This window comes from Cellulomonas fimi (genome assembly GCF_028527925.1).
GTDB lineage: Bacteria > Actinomycetota > Actinomycetes > Actinomycetales > Cellulomonadaceae > Cellulomonas > Cellulomonas fimi_C.
The window spans coordinates 19,221-35,022 of the sequence record NZ_JAPESW010000014.1 but is presented as its reverse complement, the minus strand read 5'-3'; the positions used below and the strand labels follow the sequence as shown (position 1 = coordinate 35,022).

Here is a 15,802-nt window from a genome sequence, read left to right as displayed (position 1 = left end):
GGCCCGGCGCCCAACCTCATCGGCCGGTCGAGGTCCCTGCTGAGGGATCGGCGGGGGTCGTGCCGGTGCCGGGCTCGCCCGGCGGCGTGGCGGGGGCCTGCGCGGCGGGCGCACTGCCGCGACCGGCGGTGCCCGTGGCGGGCGGCTGGAGCCGGCGCAGCGCCGCGGCGGTGCTGTCGTCGGCCGTCGCGGCGTCGGCGTTGGCCGCGGTGAGGGCCTCGAGGACCTCGGCGCGGTGCACGCGGACGTCGCGGGGGGCGTCGATGCCCAGGCGCACGCCGTCGCTGCGCACCTCGATCACGGTGACGACGATGTCGTCCCCGATGACGAGACGCTCACCGACGCGTCTGCTGAGCACGAGCATGCGAGCGACCCTACCGTCCGCACGCGGCGGTGCCCGCGCACCACGGGCGAGTCACCCGCGCGTCACGCGCCGGACGTGCCGCTCGCGCCGCCCTCGGGCTCGCCGAGCCGCTGCTCGCGGTCGCGCAGCTGCGCCTCCCAGTCGCGGAGCATCTGCTCGTGCTTGCGGTCCGACTCGCGGTCGCTGCGCAGCCGGTCGAGGAACTCGGGGTCGTCGTCGGGCGCGCGGCGGGGCCGCTCGTACTCGGGGAAGCCCGCGGTGCCGGTGGACGGCCACGGGACCTGGCGGCGGCGGTCGTCCTTGGGGCGGCCGGCGACGAGCCACGCGACGCCGCCCGCGATCGGCAGGATCACGATGAGGATGAGCCAGCCGGTCCGCGACAGGTTCCGGATGCGGCCCTCGTCGGACTGGATGCAGTCGATCAGGCAGTAGACGAGCAGGCCGATCTCGACGACGAACGGCAGGTAGCGGAGCACGACCCCTCCTCCGGTGCCGCAGGCCCCGCGCCTCGGCGGACGCAGGCTAGCGGAGCGGGAGTGCCGGGCGGGCGCGTTCGGGTGACGGACCTGCGACGACGCACGCGGACCGGGCCGAAGGGCCGTTGCCTTCCGCGTTGACACGTGTCACTGTAGGGGAGCGCTTCCACGGCCGCACCGACGCGGCCCGCCCGGTCCCCGACCGGTCGACCCGCGCCCCGGCCCGAAGGACGATCAGGACATGGCGTCGCAGACCCTCACGCCCGCACGCACCGACGAGCCCGGTGACGCGCTCGTCACGAGCGGACCCGTGGACCTCGACGGGCGGCGGTTCTACCGGATCGCGTCGTACTCCGACCTCCCGCCGTTCTTCATGACCCTCGTCGGGGCCAGCGACCTGTGGCTGTTCGTGTCGAGCACGGGCGGCGTCACCGCCGGGCGCGAGCACGCCGACCGCGCGCTGTTCGCGTACTCCACGGACGACAAGGTCGCCGCGGGGGCCGGGCGCACCGGCGGGCTCACGCTGCTGCGCGTCGAGACGCCCGACGGGACGCGGTCGTGGCAGCCGTTCGCCGAGCGCCGCCCCGACGACCCGGCCGTCGAGCGCCACCTGTACAAGGACTACCTCGGCACGACGCTCGTGTTCGAGGAGACCCGCCCCGACGTCGGCCTGCGGGCGCGCGTCACGTGGCGCACGAGCGCGCGGTACGGCGTCGTGCGTGAGGTCGCGCTCACCGCGGTCGGCGGCGCACCCGTGCGCGCGCAGGTGCTCGACGGGTTCGTCGACCTGCTGCCGGCGGGCGTGACCGTGCAGACGCAGTCCGAGTTCAGCAGCCTGCTCGACGCCTACAAGCGGACCGAGGTCGACCCCGCGACGGGCCTCGGGCTCGTCTACCTGAACTCGACGCTCACCGACAAGAGCGACCCGAGCGAGTCGCTCGCCGCGACCGTCGCGTGGCAGGTCGGCCTGGACCCGGTCGCGCACCTCACGTCGACGCGTCAGGTCGGCTCCTTCGCGGCCGGGCGCCCGGTGACGTCCGAGCCCGAGGTGCGCGGCGAGAAGGGCGCCTACCTCGTGGTCGCGGGCGTCGCGCTCGCGCCCGGGGAGACGCGCCGGTGGAGCGTCGTCGCGGACGTCGACCAGAGCGCCGCCGACGTCGTCCGGCTCCAGACCGCGCTCGCCGACCACGCCGCCGCGGCCCTCGCGCTCGAGGCCGACGTCGCCGCGACCCGCGACCGCCTCGACCACCTCGTCGGCACCGCCGACGCCGCGCAGGTCACCGGCGACGAGCTCGCGTCGGCGCACCACGCCGCGAACGTGCTGTTCAACGTCATGCGCGGCGGCGTGTTCGTCGACGGCTACCGCGTGGCCGCCGAGGACCTGCGCGCGTTCGTCGGCCAGCGCTCGCCGCGCACCGCCGAGCGCCGGGCCGCCTGGCTCGACGCGCTCCCGGAGACCACGGACCTCCACGCGCTGCTGGAGCGCGCCGACGCGACCGGCGACCCCGACCTGCTGCGGCTCGTGCGCGAGTACCTGCCGCTCACGTTCAGCCGCCGGCACGGCGACCCGAGCCGCCCGTGGAACAAGTTCCAGATCGCGCTCACCGACGCCCGCGGCCGCACGCGCGTCGACTTCCAGGGCAACTGGCGCGACATCTTCCAGAACTGGGAGGCACTGGCCTGGTCGTTCCCCGGCTACGTCGAGTCGATGGTCGCGGTCTTCCTCGACGCGACCACCGCCGACGGCTACAACCCGTACCGGATCTCACGCTCGGGCATCGACTGGGAGGTGCCCGAGCCGTCGAACCCGTGGGCGAACATCGGCTACTGGAGCGACCACCAGATCATCTACCTGGTCAAGCTGCTCGAGACGTCGCGGCGGTTCCACCCCGGACGGCTCGACGCGCTGGTCGACCGCGCGCTGTTCACCCACGCCGACGTGCCGTACCGCATCGCGTCGTACGCGCAGACGGTCGTCGAGCCGATCGAGACGATCACGTTCGACACGGCCGCCGAGGAGCGCGTGCAGGAGCGCGTGCGCACCGAGGGCGCCGACGGGCGGCTCGTGCACGGCGCCGACGGCGACCTCGTGCGCGTGTCGCTCGGCGAGAAGCTGCTGCTGCTCGTCCTGGCGAAGGTCGTCAACCTCGTGCCCGACGGCGGCATCTGGATGAACACCCAGCGCCCCGAGTGGAACGACGCCAACAACGCGCTCGTCGGCAAGGGGCTGTCCGTCGTCACGCTCGCGTACCTGCGCCGGGGGCTCGCGCTCGCCCGCGACCTGCTCGACCGCGACCTCACGGTCACCGACGAGCTCGCCGGGCTGCTCGCCGAGGTGACCGCCGCGCTCGACGCGCACGCCGCGTCGGGCGACGGCGGGTTCGACGACGCGGGCCGACGTGCCGTCATGGACGCGCTCGGCGCGGCGGGCACCGCCTACCGCGAGCGCGTGTACGCGGGGTTCGGCGGCGAGCGCCGCACGGTCGACGTCGCCGACGTCCGTGCCTTCCTGGACGTCGCGCAGCGGTACGTCGACGCGGGCCTGCGGGCCAACCGCCGGCCCGACGGGCTGTTCCACTCCTACAACCTGCTCGACCTGCGTGGCGGCGTCGCGCGCGTCGGTCACCTGCAGGAGATGCTCGAGGGCCAGGTCGCCGTGCTGTCGTCGGGGCTGCTCACGCCCGCCGAGGCGCTCGACCTCGTGCACGCGCTGCGCCGCAGCGCGCTGTACCGCGCGGACCAGCACTCCTACCAGCTCTACCCCGACCGCGAGCTGCCGACGTTCCTCGCGCGCAACACGATCACCCCGACCCAGGCCGCGAGCGCGCCCCTGCTCGACGCGCTCGTCGCCGCGGGCGACACGTCGCTCGTGCTGCGCGACGTGCGCGGCACGCACCGGTTCGCACCCGGTCTGCACAACGCGCGCGACGTCGTCGCCGCGCTCGACGCCCTGGCCGCGGGCGTGCCCGGCGTGACCCCGCAGCAGGTGGCCGACGGACGGGCCGCGGTGCTCGACGTGTTCGAGCAGGTGTTCCGGCACGCCGAGTTCACGGGCCGGTCCGGGTCGTTCTTCGCGTACGAGGGACTCGGCAGCATCTACTGGCACATGGTCTCGAAGCTGCTGCTCGCGGTGCAGGAGAACCACGAGCGGGCCGTCGCCGAGGGCGCCGACGCGGCGGTCGTGCAGGGCCTGTCCGACGCGTACGAGGACGTCCGGCTCGGGCTGGGCTACTGCAAGTCGCCCGAGGTCTACGGCGCGTTCCCCGTCGACCCGTACTCGCACACGCCCGCCGGCCACGGCGCGCGGCAGCCGGGCATGACCGGGCAGGTCAAGGAGGAGGTGCTCACGCGGCTCGGCGAGCTGGGCCTGCGGGTCGAGGACGGCCGGGTCGTCGTGCGCCCCGTGCTGCTGCGCGCCGACGAGTGGACGACCGCCCCCACGACGTTCCGCTTCCACGACGTCGCGCAGGCCGAGCAGACGCTCGCGCTCGACGCGGGGTCGCTCGCGTTCACGTTCTGCCAGGTGCCGGTCGTCTACCGGCGCGGGTCGGTGCTGCGGGTCGAGGCGTCGCTCGCCGACGGCTCGCGCGTCGAGGGGACCGACGGCGTGCTCGACGCCGACGTGAGCGGCCGGATCTTCGCCCGGTCCGGCGACGTCGTCCGCCTCGACGTCGAGGTCCCGACGGCCTGACCCGCACGGTACGACGCCGCGACCCCCGCTCGTCCGGGGGTCGCGGCCCGGTCGTCAGGCGCGCGAGGCGGCGCCGTCGTCGGCCGACGCGGGCTCGTCGTGCCGCTCGGTCGGCGGCACCCCGACGCGCGGTGCGACGACCGCGGCGAGCACCGACAGCACGACGGTCAGCCCGAACGCGACGGCGAACCCCGCCGTGCCGACGACGTCGTCTCCCCCACCCGAGCCGTGCCCGCCCGCGGCCGACGCTCCGGAGACGAGCGCGAACAGCACGCCGCTCACCGCGAGGGCGAGCGCGGCGCCGACCGCGTCGGCGATCGACAGCGCCGAGCTGTTGCGTCCCTGCGTCCCGGGGCCGGAGTAGCCGAGGAGCAGCACGTTGAGCCGCGACGACGCGAGCCCCATGCCCGCGCCCGCGAGGGTCCACGTCGTGACGAGCACCGCGGGGTGGAGCCCGGCCGCGGCGGTCGCCCACGCACCGACGGTCGCGGCGACCACGAGGACCGTCCCGATGCGCACGGCGTCGCGGCTCCTCAGGCGCTGGCCGAGCCGGCCCTGGACGGCCGACATCCCGGACCACGCGAGCGCCGCGGTCGTGAGCGCGAGCCCGCTCGCGGCGGGTCCCCAGCCGTCGCGCGCCGCGAGCAGGTAGGGCACGTACGCCTGTGCGCCGAAGAACGCGCCGGACACGAGCAGGCGCGTCGCCAGGACGCTCGGCAGGCCGGGCCGCGCGCGCAGCGACCCCGCCGGCAGGAGCGGCCGGACCGCGACGAGGGCGCAGACGCCCGCGACGGCCGCGAGCACGGCGGACGGCACGGCGGACAGCTCGACCGCGAGGTTCAGCGCGAGGACCGCAGCGGCGACGACCACCGCGAGCAGCACCCGGACCCGTGCCTCCGCAGGGCTGACGTCGGACCCGCTCTCGGGCGGGCCCAGCGGACGCAGCGTGCGCAGCAGCGGCAGGCTCGTCGGCACCACGAGCACCGCGACGGCGAGGAACACCCACCGCCACCCGGCCGTCTCGGCGATCACGCCCGCGACCGCGGGGCCGACGAGCGACGGGAGGACCCACGCGGCGGAGAACCACGCGAACGCCCGCGGGTGGAGCACGGGCGGGTACGCGCGCGCGAGCGTGACGAGCAGCGTGACGTTGACCGCGCCTCCGCCGAGGCCCTGCGCGAGCCGCCCGAGGACGAGCACCGGCATCGACACGGCGAGGCCTGCGACGACCAGACCCGCGACGAACAGCACCGCGCCCGCGAGGAAGGGCCGGAACGGCCCGCTGCGGTCGGACCACGACCCCGCGACGACCATGCCGACGACGCCGGTCGCGAGCGGGCCCGCGAACGCGAACGCGTAGAGCGCGTACCCGTCGAGGACGTCGGCGACGCGCGGCATGACGGTCGTGACGGCGAACGACTCGAAGGCGACGAGGACGACCAGCGACACCAGGGCCGCCGTCGTGGTGCGCCGCTCGCGCCACAGGGCGTCGGTCGTGCGGGGACGGTCGTCGAGCGGTGTCACCTGGCGACCCTAGCCCGCGGATCCGTTGCCGCGGGAAACGCATTTCCGGCCCGCGACGCGTCACGACGAGGTGGCCGGACGCCTCGCCGGGACGAGGCCGTCCGGACATGCGGAAGGGCGGCCGGTACGAGACCGGCCGCCCTCCACGAGGTGCGCACCGCATGACGCCTCTCGGCGCGTGGCCGCTCGTAGCGGCGAAGGGTAGAGCCCGGGGGTCATGGGCGGTGCGACACCCTCCTCAACGGGCGACCCCCTCCGGCCATTCCGACGATCCGGACCCCGCGACGTGGCGCTCGTCACCCTGCCGGGTGATGCTGAGGCGATGACGGCCCCGGCCGACCCCGCGCCCTCGACGCCCCCCGCAGCGCTCGACGCGGCGGGCGGGACCCGGCGAGCGCGTGCGGCGCGCGCGTCCCGGGCGGACCGCGCGGCGCAGCGGGACCGGCGCCGGTCGGTGCTCGCGGCGGCGCTCGTCGGGGCCGCACTCATGGCAGCGGTCGACGAGATCGTCTTCCACCAGGTCCTCGGCTGGCACCACTTCTACGACCGCGGCACACCGCAGGTGGGGCTCGTGTCCGACGGGCTGCTGCACGCGGCGGAGGTCGTGGCGCTCGTCGGCGGCGGGTTCCTCCTCGCCGACCTGCGCCGTCGTGGGGCGCTCGTCGTGCGCGCCGCGTGGGGCGGGCTGCTGCTCGGCGCGGGCGCCTTCCAGCTCGTCGACGGGCTGCTGCACCACAAGGTGCTGCGGCTCCACCAGGTCCGCTACGACGTCGAGCTGCTGCCGTACGACGTCGCGTGGAACGTCGCCGGGCTGATGCTGCTCGCAGCGGGCGCGCTCGTCGTGGTGTCGGGTCGACGTCGCTCCGCGGCCGGTCCCGGCATCGGCGACTGACCGTGGAGCCCGGGCACGGGCACGTGCTCGCGGGTGCGGGCGACGGGGCCGGCTGGGTCGTCACGGTGCTCGTCGTCGTCGTGCCGGTCGCGGCCTACGTGCTGGCGGCGGTGCGACGTCGGGTCCGCCGGTCGACGCCGTGGCCCGCCGCCCGGACGGCGAGCTGGGTCGCGGGCGCGACGCTCGTGGGCGTCGCGGTGAGCCCGCCGCTCACCGCGCTCGCGCACGCCGACCCGCGCGGGCACATGGCGCAGCACCTGCTGGTCGGCATGTACGCACCGGTCGCGCTCGTGCTCGCCGCACCCGTCACGCTGACCCTGGCGGCGAGCGCGCCTGCGACCGGGCGCCGCCTGTCCGCCGTCTTGCGGAGGCCCGTCGTGCACACGCTCACCCACCCGGTGACCGCCGCGGTGCTGAGCGTGGGCGGGCTCGCGGTGCTCTACCTGACGCCGCTGTACGCGACCACGCTGCGGTCGGACGTCGTGCACGCGGCCGTGACCGTGCACCTCCTGGTGTCCGGGACGCTGTTCGCCTGGGCCGTCGCCGGGCCCGATCCCGCGCCGCGGCGCCCACGCACGGCGACGCGCCTGACCGTGCTCGTCCTCGCGGCGGGTGCGCACGCCGCCCTCGCGAAGACGCTGTTCGCGCACGCCGGCACGCTCCCGCCGGGCGCGGGTCAGCCGCGTGCGGCGACCGAGGCGGCGGCGCAGTGGATGTACTACGGCGGGGACCTCGCCGAGGTCGCGCTCGCCGTCGCGCTGCTCGGCGCGTGGTACCGGCGCACGCGACCGCGCGGCTCACGAGCGACGCGCCTCCGGGGAGCGGTCGCCCCCGTCCGGACCTAGCGTGGCCCGATGACCGACGACCGCGACTCCGGCACGCTGGCCGCGCTGCGCACGTTCCTGGACGACGTCCACCTTGCGACACCCGACGGCGTCGCCGAGGCCGCGCACCAGGCGGCAGCCGCCCTCGGCTGGTCGGCGCGGCTCTACGTCGTCGACTACGAGCAGCGGTACCTCGTGCCGATGCCGACGTCCTCGCTCCCGGACGCCGACGCGGTGCCGATCGAGGGGACGCTCGCCGGCCGCGCGTTCCAGCACGTCGAGCCGGTCCCGGCCTCCGGTCACCCGGGCATGCTGTGGGTGCCGCTGCTCGACGGCGTGCACCGGTTCGGGGTCGTGCAGCTCACCGTGCCGCCCGACACCGACCTCGACGACCCGGGCACCGTGGACCGCTACGAGCTGCTGTGCCACCTGGTGGGCCACATGCTCGCGGCCAAGAACCCGTACGGCGACGCGCTGGACATGCTCGCGCGCCGACGGCCGCGCGCGGTCGCGACCGAGCTGCTGTCCGACCTGCTGCCGCCGCTGACGTTCGGCTGCGAGGGTCTCGTGGTGTCCGGGATCCTCGAGCCCTGCTACGACGTCGCCGCCGACGCGTTCGACTACGGGGTCGTCGACAGCACGGCGCACCTCGCCGTGCTCGACGCGACGGGCCACGACCTGTCGGGCACGCTCGTCGCCGCCGTCGCGGTGGCGGCGTGCCGGAACAGCCGCCGCGAGCGCCGCACGCTCTACGAGACCGCCTCGGCCGTCGACGACGCGCTCCGCGAGCAGTGGCGGGGCACGCTCTTCGCGAGCGGGGTGCTCGCCGAGCTCGACCTCGACACCGGACGCCTGCGCTACGTCAACGCCGGCCACCCCGCGCCGCTGCTCATGCGCGACGGGAAGGTCGTCAAGCGACTGGACGGCGGCCGACGGATCGTGCTCGGGCTGGGCGACGGGCAGATCGACGTCGCCGAGGAGTGGCTCGAGCGCGGCGACTGGGTCGTCTTCTACACCGACGGCGTGACGGAGGCGCGCGGCGCCGACGGCGCGTTCTACGGCGTCGAGCGGCTCACCGACCAGCTGCGTCGCTCGGCCGCCGCCGGCTACCCGGTGCCCGAGACGCTGCGGCGCGTCGTGCACGAGGTGCTCGACCACCAGCAGGGCCGCCTGCAGGACGACGCGACCCTCCTGGTCGCGCAGTGGGCGACGCGCAAGGAGGACGCGCTGCGCGCGGCGCCGAGCTGAGCACGTCCGCCGCCCGCGGCCCCGCTGAGCCCGTCGGATGCCCGCAGACCGTCGCGTGTCAGTCCCAGCGGGCGTCCGGGCCCAGCGCCTGGCTCAGGGCGGCCGCCCACGCGACCGGGGTCGCGGGGACGCCGTCGATCCACGCCACCGGCACGCCGAGCGCCAGGGCGGCACCGGGCTCGGCCGTGTCGAGCAGGCCGCGCATCGCGACCGCGTCCACGCGGGACGTCACCGACCGCAGCCACCGGCGGGCGTCGGCGGTGCGCGTGCGCGCGTCGAGCACGGCCCACACGTGGTCGGCGTCGCACGCGGCGAGCAGCGACCGCGCGAACTCGCGGTCCTCGGGGTCGGCGCCCACGGTCAGCGCGACGACCCACGGGTGCTCGGCGGCCGAGGCCCCCGCGCGCCACGCCATGACCTGCTCGGCGCTCGACATCCGGCCCGGCGTGCGGCCGCGGCCGCGACCCCGACCGGTCGGCGCACCGGCGAGACGCACGGCCTCGGCGGGCAGCCGCAGGCGCTCGGCGAGCAGCGCGGCGGCCGCGTCGGCGTCGTCGTCGGCACCGAGCACGACGAGCACCGAGCCGGGCGTGCGCGGCGGCTGCGGCGCGGGCGGCACGTCGGCCAGGACCCCGGACAGCGAGACGTGCTCCCGGTCGAGCAACGCGGCGGGCACCCCGATCTCGGCGAGCGCGACACGCAGGTCGTGCGACGCGGCCGGGGCCGGCGGCGTCGCAGTCGGCGTCACGACGGGGAACGTCACCGGCACGACGTCGACGGGCTCGCGCGGCGACGGCACCTCGACCACGGGCTCCGCGACCGCGACCCGCGGCGACACGGCCTGGAGCGCGCGGGCGGCGGGCGGGGCGGCCAGACCGGGGTCGGGCAGCGGGTCGGCGGTCACCGCGCGCACCTGCTCGAGCACGTGCGCGAACGACGGCGCGTCCGGCTCGTCGTCGGCACCCGCCCCGGGGCCCCCGGCCGCGGCGCCGGCGGCCTCGGCCACCGCACCCCCGACCTCGTCGGCCTCGTCGGCGGCGGCCAGCAGCGCGGGCAGCCCGCCCGCGGGCACGGCGCGCAGCGCGGCGGGCCGGGCCTCGGGCGGCGGCGGCACGTCCACCGTGATCTCGTACCGCTCGCGCGCGAAGAACCCGCCGATGCCGCCGCTGCGGACGCGCTCGGCGCGCACGACGCGCGCCTGCGGCCCGAACTCGGCGCGGACGTGCGCCATGAGCTCGGCGAGGCTGGTGCCCTCAAGCAGCAATCGCGTGGTCACCGCGCACCACCCCCACGGTCTCGACGGTCAGGCCGCCACCGGTCACCTCGGCGTAGGACAGGACGGGCAGGCGCGGCAGGCCGAGCGCGACGAGGCGGCGCAGCGCGGGCCGCACGACGGGCGCGCACACCAGCACGACGGCACGCCCGTCGGCCTCCGCCTCGGCGACGGCGGTGCGCAGCTGGTGCAGCACGGACTCGACGCGCGACGGGTCGACGAGCAACTGGGTCCCGCCGTCGCCGGGCCGCAGCGACTCGACGAGCTGCTGCTCGAGGCCGGGGTCGAGCGTGAGGACGCGCAGCGTGCCGTCCAGCGCGTGCTGCGCGGCGAGCGCGGGGCCCAGCGCGGCGCGCGCGGCCTCGACGAGCCCTTCGGGGTCGGTCGACAGCTTGGCGCGCAGCGCGAGCGCCTCGTAGATGCGGCCCAGGTCGCGGATCGGGACCTCCTCGGTGAGCAGGCCCTGCAGGACGCGCTGCACCTCGCCGAGCGACAGCAGCGACGGGACGAGCTCCTCGACGACCGACGGGTTGACCTTCTTGACCGACTCGGTGAGGACGCGGACGTCCTCGCGGCCGAGCAGGCGCGCGGCGTTCTGCGTGATGAGCGCGCCGAGGTGCGTGATGAGCACGGACACCCGGTCGACGACGGTCGCGCCGGACATCTCGGCGGCGTGCCGCAGCTCGGCGGGCACCCACTTGCCGGGCAGGCCGAACACGGGCTCGTGCACGACGGTCCCGGGCAGCGCGCCCAGGTCGTCGCCGAGCGCGAGCATCGACCCGGCGGGCGCCTGCCCGCGGCCGACCTCGACGCCGGCGATCTTGACGACGTAAGTCGCGCGCGGCAGGTCGACGGAGTCGCGGGTCCGCACGGGCGGCACGACGATGCCGAGCTCCATCGCGGTCTTGCGGCGCAGGCCGCGCACGCGCGCGAGCAGGTCCTGGTCGGGGCCTGAGCCGACGAGGTCGACGAGGTCGGGCGCGAGCAGGATCTCGAGCGTGTGCACGCGCATGTCCTCGATGAGCTGCTCGGGCGTGTCGGCGGGCGGTGCGGTCACGGACGCGGCGGGCGTGGTGAGCGCCGCGGCGGCCTCGCGGGCCTCGCGCGCCTTGACCCGCTGGGCGACGAGCAGGAGCGTCGCGCCGACGAGCATGAACGGCAGCTTCGGCATGCCCGGCAGGAGCGCGAGGGCGATCGCCCCGCTGCCCGCGATGAGCAGCGCGGTGCGGGACTGGCCGAGCTGCTTCGCGGCGGCCGTGCCCATGTCGCCCTCGGCCGTCGCGCGGGTGACGACGATGCCGGTGGACACGGACAGCAGCAGCGCGGGGATCTGCGTGACGAGGCCGTCGCCGATGGTCAGCAGGCTGAACCGCTGCAGCGCGTCCCCCGCGGACATGCCCATCTGCACCATGCCGATGACGAAGCCGCCGACCAGGTTGATGACGGTGATGACGATGCCCGCGATCGCGTCGCCCTTGACGAACTTCGAGCCACCGTCCATCGCGCCGTAGAAGTCGGCCTCGGCGGCCACGTCGGCGCGGCGGCGGCGTGCCTCGTCCTCGTCGATGAGGCCCGAGTTGAGGTCGGCGTCGATGGCCATCTGCTTGCCGGGCATCGCGTCGAGCGTGAACCGCGCGCCGACCTCGGCGACGCGGCCCGCACCGTTCGTGATGACCGCGAACTGGATGACCACGAGGATCAGGAAGATCACGAGGCCGATGACGAGCGACCCGCCGATGACGAAGTGCCCGAACGCCTCGATGACCTGGCCCGCGTAGCCGTCGCGCAGCACGAGCCGCGTGGACGCGACGTTGAGGCCGAGCCGGAACAGCGTGAACACGAGGATCAGCGACGGGAACACCGAGAAGTCGAGCGGCCGCTTGACGTACATCGACGTCAGCAGGATGACGAGCGACGCGGTGATGTTGACGGCGATGAGCACGTCGAGCAGTGCGGCGGGCAGCGGCACGACGAGCAGCAGCACGATGCCGACGACGCCGGCGGGCACCGCCATGGGCGCGATGGACCGGGACTTCATCGGGGGGTCTCCTGACCGGTGGAGGTCTCAGCGGGGTCGGTGGTGCCCGCGGGCCGGCGGCCGGCGCGTGCGGCGTCGCGCACGCCGGCCCGCGCGGCGGCGCGGTGGTCGGTGGTGTCGTCGGGCGGCAGCGTCGAGCCGCCGGGCACGCGGTGCTGGCCCGAGGCGGCACCGCGGCGGCGCAGGGCCATCACGAACGCGAGGACGCGGGCGACGGCGGTGAACAGGTGGGCCGGGATCTCCTGGCCGAGCTCGCACGCGGCGTGCAGCGCGCGGGCCAGCGGGACGTCCTCGACCATCGGGACCTGCGCGTCGGACGCGGCGGACCGGATGCGCGCGGCGACCGCGCCGGCGCCCTTCGCGACGACGCGCGGCGCGCCCGTGCCGGGCTCGTAGCGCAGCGCGACGGCGACGTGCGTCGGGTTGACGAGCACGACGTCGGCGTTCGCGACCTCGGCCATCATGCGGTTCCGGCTCATGGCGAGCTGCTTCGACCGGATCGCGCCCTTGAGCATCGGGTCCCCCTCCGTCCGCTTGTGCTCCTCCTTGACCTCACGGAGCGTCATGCGGGTCTGCTTGCGGTTGCGGCGCCACACGACGACGACGTCGGCGACCGCCAGGAGCACGCCGGCGGCGATGCCGGTGCGCAGGAGCGTCGACGTGCCGTCGGACGCGATGCCGAGCAGGTGCGACAGCGGCAGCCGCCCGGACGCGAGCAGCGTCGGCACGAGCGCCTGCAGCGCGACCAGCAGGACGAGCGCGACCGCGGCGGTCTTGAGCAGCGTCTTGATGCCCTGCCACCACGCCTGCCCGCCGACGAGCCGGGACGCGATGCCCTTGGGCTTGAGGTGCTCGGCGTGCAGGCGCAGGCGGTGCAGGTGGATGCCGCCCTGCGCGGCGCTCACGGCGACCGCCGCGATCACGCCGACGACGAACAGCGGCGCGAGCGTCGTGATCACCGTCATGAGCGCGTCGCCGAGCACCTGCACGACGTCGGTGCCGTCGGGGTCGGCTGCGGCGTCGCGCACGACCGCGAGCTGGCCGAGCGCGGCCGCCTTGCCGTTGTCGACCACGAGCGGCAGCACCGCGGCGGCAGCGCCGAGGCCGACCCAGGCGGCGAGGTCCTGCGACCGGCCGAGGCCGCCCTTGCGGCGGACCTCCTTCATCCGCTGCGGGGTGGCCTTCTCGGTCCTGTCCTGGCCGTCGCTCATGGGTTCACCACCCCGAGCATCTGCTCGACGGAGCGCCCGGTGAGGGCCTCCATCACCGTGGGCAGCGCCAGGAACGCGAGCGAGCCGAAGACCAGCGTGAGCAGGATCTTCAGCGGGAAGCCCATCGCGAACGCGTTGAGCGCGGGCGCGACGCGCGTGAGGAGACCGAGGCCGACGTCGGCGAGGAACAGCACGACGATGAGCGGCCCGGCGATCTGCAGCGCCGCGAGGAACATCTGCGTGAGGCCGTCGGTGAGCGTGTGCCCCAGCGCGGCGGGGTCGAGCAGGGCGCCGAGCGGCAGCGCGTCGAACGTGCGCACCAGGCCCGCGAGCACCACCTGGTACCCGTCGGACGCGAACAGCAGGACCATCGCGGTCATCTGGTACAGCCGCCCGAACGGCCCGCCGCTCGTCTGGCTCATCGGGTCGTACGCGGTCGCGAGCTGGAAGCCGCCGAACAGGTCGATCAGCGAGCCCGCGGACTGCACGGCAGAGAACACCATCGAGACGAGGAACCCGAGCGCGGCGCCGATGACCGCCTGCCCGACGAGCGACCCGACGAACGCGGGCGTCGTGTCGGACGGCAGCGGGTCGAGCCGGGGCGACACCGCGAGCGCGATGCCGAGCGCGAGCGCGACCTTGATCGTGGCGGGCACCGCACGCTGCGAGAACGGCGGCGCGATCACGAGGAACGCGGCGACGCGCACGCTCGCGAGCATCGTCGTCTCGACCGCCCCCACGGGCAGGGCGATGCTGATCGGGTCCACGTCAGCCGCCGACGAGCGTGGGGATGCGGGCGAACAGCTCGTGCGTGAACGTGACGAGCTCAGAGATCATCCAGTGCCCGCACACGACGAGCGCGATCGCGGCGGCGATCGCCTTGGGCACGAAGCTGAGCGTGACCTCCTGGATCTGCGTGACCGACTGCAGCAGGGAGATGACGAAGCCGACGACGAGCGCCGTGACGAGCACGGGCGCGGAGAGCTTGGCGGCGAGGACGAGCGCGTCGACGCCGACGTCGAGGACCGCGGTGGTGTCCATCAGCCGCTCCCCACGTAGGAGCCCACGAGGGACGTGACCACCAGCCCCCAGCCGTCCACGAGGACGAACAGCAGGATCTTGAACGGCAGGGAGATCATCACGGGCGGCAGCATCATCATGCCCATCGACATGAGCGACGCCGACACCACCAGGTCGATGACCAGGAACGGCACGAAGATGACGAAGCCCATGATGAACGCGGACCGCAGCTCGGAGAGCAGGAACGCGGGGGCGAGCGTCGTGAAGGGCACGTCCTCCGGCGACGCCGGGTTCTCCTGCTGCGCCGCGCGGGTCAGCAGCGCGAGGTCCTGCTCGCGCGTGTGCCCCAGCATGAACTCGCGCAGCGGACCGGAGCCCGCGTCGACGGCCTGCGAGAACGTCAGCGACCCGTCGAGGTAGGGCTGGACGCCGATCGCGTTCACGTCGCTCACGGTCGGCGCCATGATGAACAGGCTGAGGAACAGCGCGAGCCCGGCGAGCACCTGGTTGGGCGGGACGCCCTGCAGGCCGAGCGCGTTCCGGGTGAACGACAGGACGACGAAGATCTTGGTGAAGCTCGTCGTCATGAGCAGCAGCGCGGGCGCGACCGACAGCAGCGTGATCGCGAGCAGCACGACGATCGAGCTGCTGGGCGTCCCGTTGACACCGTTGACCGCGACGGTGACCGTGTCGCCGACCGCGGGCGCGTCCGGCACCGTCGGGGGCGTCGGGGCGAACCAGGTGACGGCGAGCGTGGTGAGCGCGCTCATCGGCGCACCGTGCGGTCCTGCAGGGTCCGCACGGCCTGCCGCCACGTGGCGGGGTCGAGCACCGAGCCGTGCAGCGCGCCGTGCTTGACGTCGCCGAGCGGCACGTCGAGCGGCGGGTGCGCGTCGGCCGCGGGGCGCGGTCGGGGCACGTCGGCGTCGACGACCTTCTTCGCGACGGGCGCGGGCTTGGTGGGCGCCGCCGCGGGCGGCGTGTGCACCTCGACGACGGGCGCGAGCTCGGTGAGGAACGTGACCTGCTGCTCCCCGTACCCGACGAGCAGCCGGCGCGAGCCGACCGCGACGACGGCGACCCCGGCGTGCCGGCCGACGGACTGCCGCCCGACGACCTGGACCTGCGGCTCCTTGGAGCGCCCGCTGCCCGCGGCGCGCCCCGCCCCCCACCGGCGGCCGACCCACCACACGAGGCCGACGACGGCCGCGAGCGACAGGGCGACGCGCAGGAGCAGCATG

General features: G+C 75.3%; 14 protein-coding genes. 4 read left to right on the top strand and 10 right to left on the bottom strand.

From position 1 onward, the window contains the following. Positions 1–16: 16 nt before the first annotated feature. A complete protein-coding gene (csrA, locus tag OMK64_RS08685; protein WP_272727681.1) occupies positions 17–364 on the bottom strand; it encodes a carbon storage regulator CsrA in 348 nt (115 codons plus the stop codon). A gap of 62 nt (positions 365–426) precedes the next feature. Further along, complete coding sequence (locus tag OMK64_RS08680; protein WP_272727680.1) at positions 427–840, bottom strand: PLD nuclease N-terminal domain-containing protein; 414 nt, start codon at positions 838–840, stop codon at positions 427–429. A 241-nt stretch (positions 841–1,081) separates the two neighbouring features. Here OMK64_RS08680 and OMK64_RS08675 point away from each other — a divergent pair, with 241 nt between their 5' ends. Continuing rightward, positions 1,082–4,531: a 1,3-beta-D-glucan phosphorylase, GH149 family gene (locus tag OMK64_RS08675; RefSeq protein WP_272727679.1), complete on the top strand. Its 3,450-nt coding sequence runs from the start codon at positions 1,082–1,084 to the stop codon at positions 4,529–4,531. A gap of 54 nt (positions 4,532–4,585) precedes the next feature. Here OMK64_RS08675 and OMK64_RS08670 read toward each other — a convergent pair whose 3' ends face one another. After that, the gene (locus OMK64_RS08670) at positions 4,586–6,055 is read right to left on the bottom strand and encodes an MFS transporter (protein ID WP_272727678.1); all 1,470 of its coding nucleotides are present in this window, start codon (positions 6,053–6,055) and stop codon (positions 4,586–4,588) included. 322 nt (positions 6,056–6,377) lie between these two features. Between OMK64_RS08670 and OMK64_RS08665 the strand changes: the two genes are divergently transcribed. The 3 genes from OMK64_RS08665 to OMK64_RS08655 are packed head-to-tail and all read left to right on the top strand — an operon-like array spanning position 6,378 to position 9,019. After that, positions 6,378–6,947 carry a DUF2243 domain-containing protein gene (locus tag OMK64_RS08665; protein ID WP_272727677.1) on the top strand — a complete coding sequence of 190 codons (570 nt, stop codon included), beginning with the start codon at positions 6,378–6,380 and terminating at the stop codon, positions 6,945–6,947. Positions 6,948–6,949: 2 nt separating this feature from the next. Beyond that, positions 6,950–7,792: a cytochrome c oxidase assembly protein gene (locus OMK64_RS08660; protein WP_272727676.1), complete on the top strand. Its 843-nt coding sequence runs from the start codon at positions 6,950–6,952 to the stop codon at positions 7,790–7,792. A gap of 9 nt (positions 7,793–7,801) precedes the next feature. After that, positions 7,802–9,019 carry a PP2C family protein-serine/threonine phosphatase gene (locus OMK64_RS08655; RefSeq protein WP_272727675.1) on the top strand — a complete coding sequence of 406 codons (1,218 nt, stop codon included), beginning with the start codon at positions 7,802–7,804 and terminating at the stop codon, positions 9,017–9,019. 58 nt (positions 9,020–9,077) lie between these two features. Here the strand turns inward: OMK64_RS08655 and OMK64_RS08650 are convergent, their stop codons facing one another. Genes OMK64_RS08650 through OMK64_RS08620 form a run of 7 tightly spaced genes read right to left on the bottom strand, consistent with a single transcriptional unit; the run spans position 9,078 to position 15,801 of the window. Next, the gene (locus OMK64_RS08650) at positions 9,078–10,295 is read right to left on the bottom strand and encodes a hypothetical protein (RefSeq protein WP_272727674.1); all 1,218 of its coding nucleotides are present in this window, start codon (positions 10,293–10,295) and stop codon (positions 9,078–9,080) included. After that, positions 10,273–12,330 (bottom strand): flagellar biosynthesis protein FlhA, encoded by a 2,058-nt coding sequence (locus tag OMK64_RS08645; protein ID WP_272727673.1) that lies wholly within the window; start codon positions 12,328–12,330, stop codon positions 10,273–10,275. Before OMK64_RS08645 ends, OMK64_RS08650 begins: the two co-directional genes overlap by 23 nt. Further along, entirely contained in the window at positions 12,327–13,541 is a 1,215-nt protein-coding gene (locus OMK64_RS08640) for an EscU/YscU/HrcU family type III secretion system export apparatus switch protein (RefSeq protein ID WP_272727672.1), read from the bottom strand. The genes OMK64_RS08645 and OMK64_RS08640 overlap by 4 nt, the downstream gene beginning before the upstream one ends. Next, positions 13,538–14,299 (bottom strand): flagellar biosynthetic protein FliR, encoded by a 762-nt coding sequence (gene fliR / locus OMK64_RS08635; protein ID WP_374694076.1) that lies wholly within the window; start codon positions 14,297–14,299, stop codon positions 13,538–13,540. Before fliR ends, OMK64_RS08640 begins: the two co-directional genes overlap by 4 nt. Before the next feature lie 10 nt (positions 14,300–14,309). After that, on the bottom strand, positions 14,310–14,582 hold the full coding sequence (gene fliQ, locus OMK64_RS08630) for a flagellar biosynthesis protein FliQ (RefSeq protein WP_272727670.1): 273 nt from the start codon (positions 14,580–14,582) through the stop codon (positions 14,310–14,312). Continuing rightward, a complete protein-coding gene (gene fliP, locus OMK64_RS08625) occupies positions 14,582–15,331 on the bottom strand; it encodes a flagellar type III secretion system pore protein FliP (RefSeq protein WP_272727669.1) in 750 nt (249 codons plus the stop codon). The genes fliQ and fliP overlap by 1 nt, the downstream gene beginning before the upstream one ends. After that, complete coding sequence (locus OMK64_RS08620; RefSeq protein WP_272727668.1) at positions 15,328–15,801, bottom strand: FliO/MopB family protein; 474 nt, start codon at positions 15,799–15,801, stop codon at positions 15,328–15,330. The genes fliP and OMK64_RS08620 overlap by 4 nt, the downstream gene beginning before the upstream one ends. Position 15,802 lies beyond the last annotated feature (1 nt).

Coding starts and splice junctions, on each gene's coding strand:
- csrA (WP_272727681.1), bottom strand. CDS start 364: ATGCTCGTGCTCAGCAGACGCGTCGGTGAGCGTCTCGTCATCGGGGAC.
- OMK64_RS08675 (WP_272727679.1), top strand. CDS start 1,082: ATGGCGTCGCAGACCCTCACGCCCGCACGCACCGACGAGCCCGGTGAC.
- OMK64_RS08665 (WP_272727677.1), top strand. CDS start 6,378: ATGACGGCCCCGGCCGACCCCGCGCCCTCGACGCCCCCCGCAGCGCTC.
- OMK64_RS08655 (WP_272727675.1), top strand. CDS start 7,802: ATGACCGACGACCGCGACTCCGGCACGCTGGCCGCGCTGCGCACGTTC.
- OMK64_RS08645 (WP_272727673.1), bottom strand. CDS start 12,330: ATGAAGTCCCGGTCCATCGCGCCCATGGCGGTGCCCGCCGGCGTCGTC.
- OMK64_RS08640 (WP_272727672.1), bottom strand. CDS start 13,541: ATGAGCGACGGCCAGGACAGGACCGAGAAGGCCACCCCGCAGCGGATG.
- fliQ (WP_272727670.1), bottom strand. CDS start 14,582: ATGGACACCACCGCGGTCCTCGACGTCGGCGTCGACGCGCTCGTCCTC.
- fliP (WP_272727669.1), bottom strand. CDS start 15,331: ATGAGCGCGCTCACCACGCTCGCCGTCACCTGGTTCGCCCCGACGCCC.
- OMK64_RS08620 (WP_272727668.1), bottom strand. CDS start 15,801: ATGCTGCTCCTGCGCGTCGCCCTGTCGCTCGCGGCCGTCGTCGGCCTC.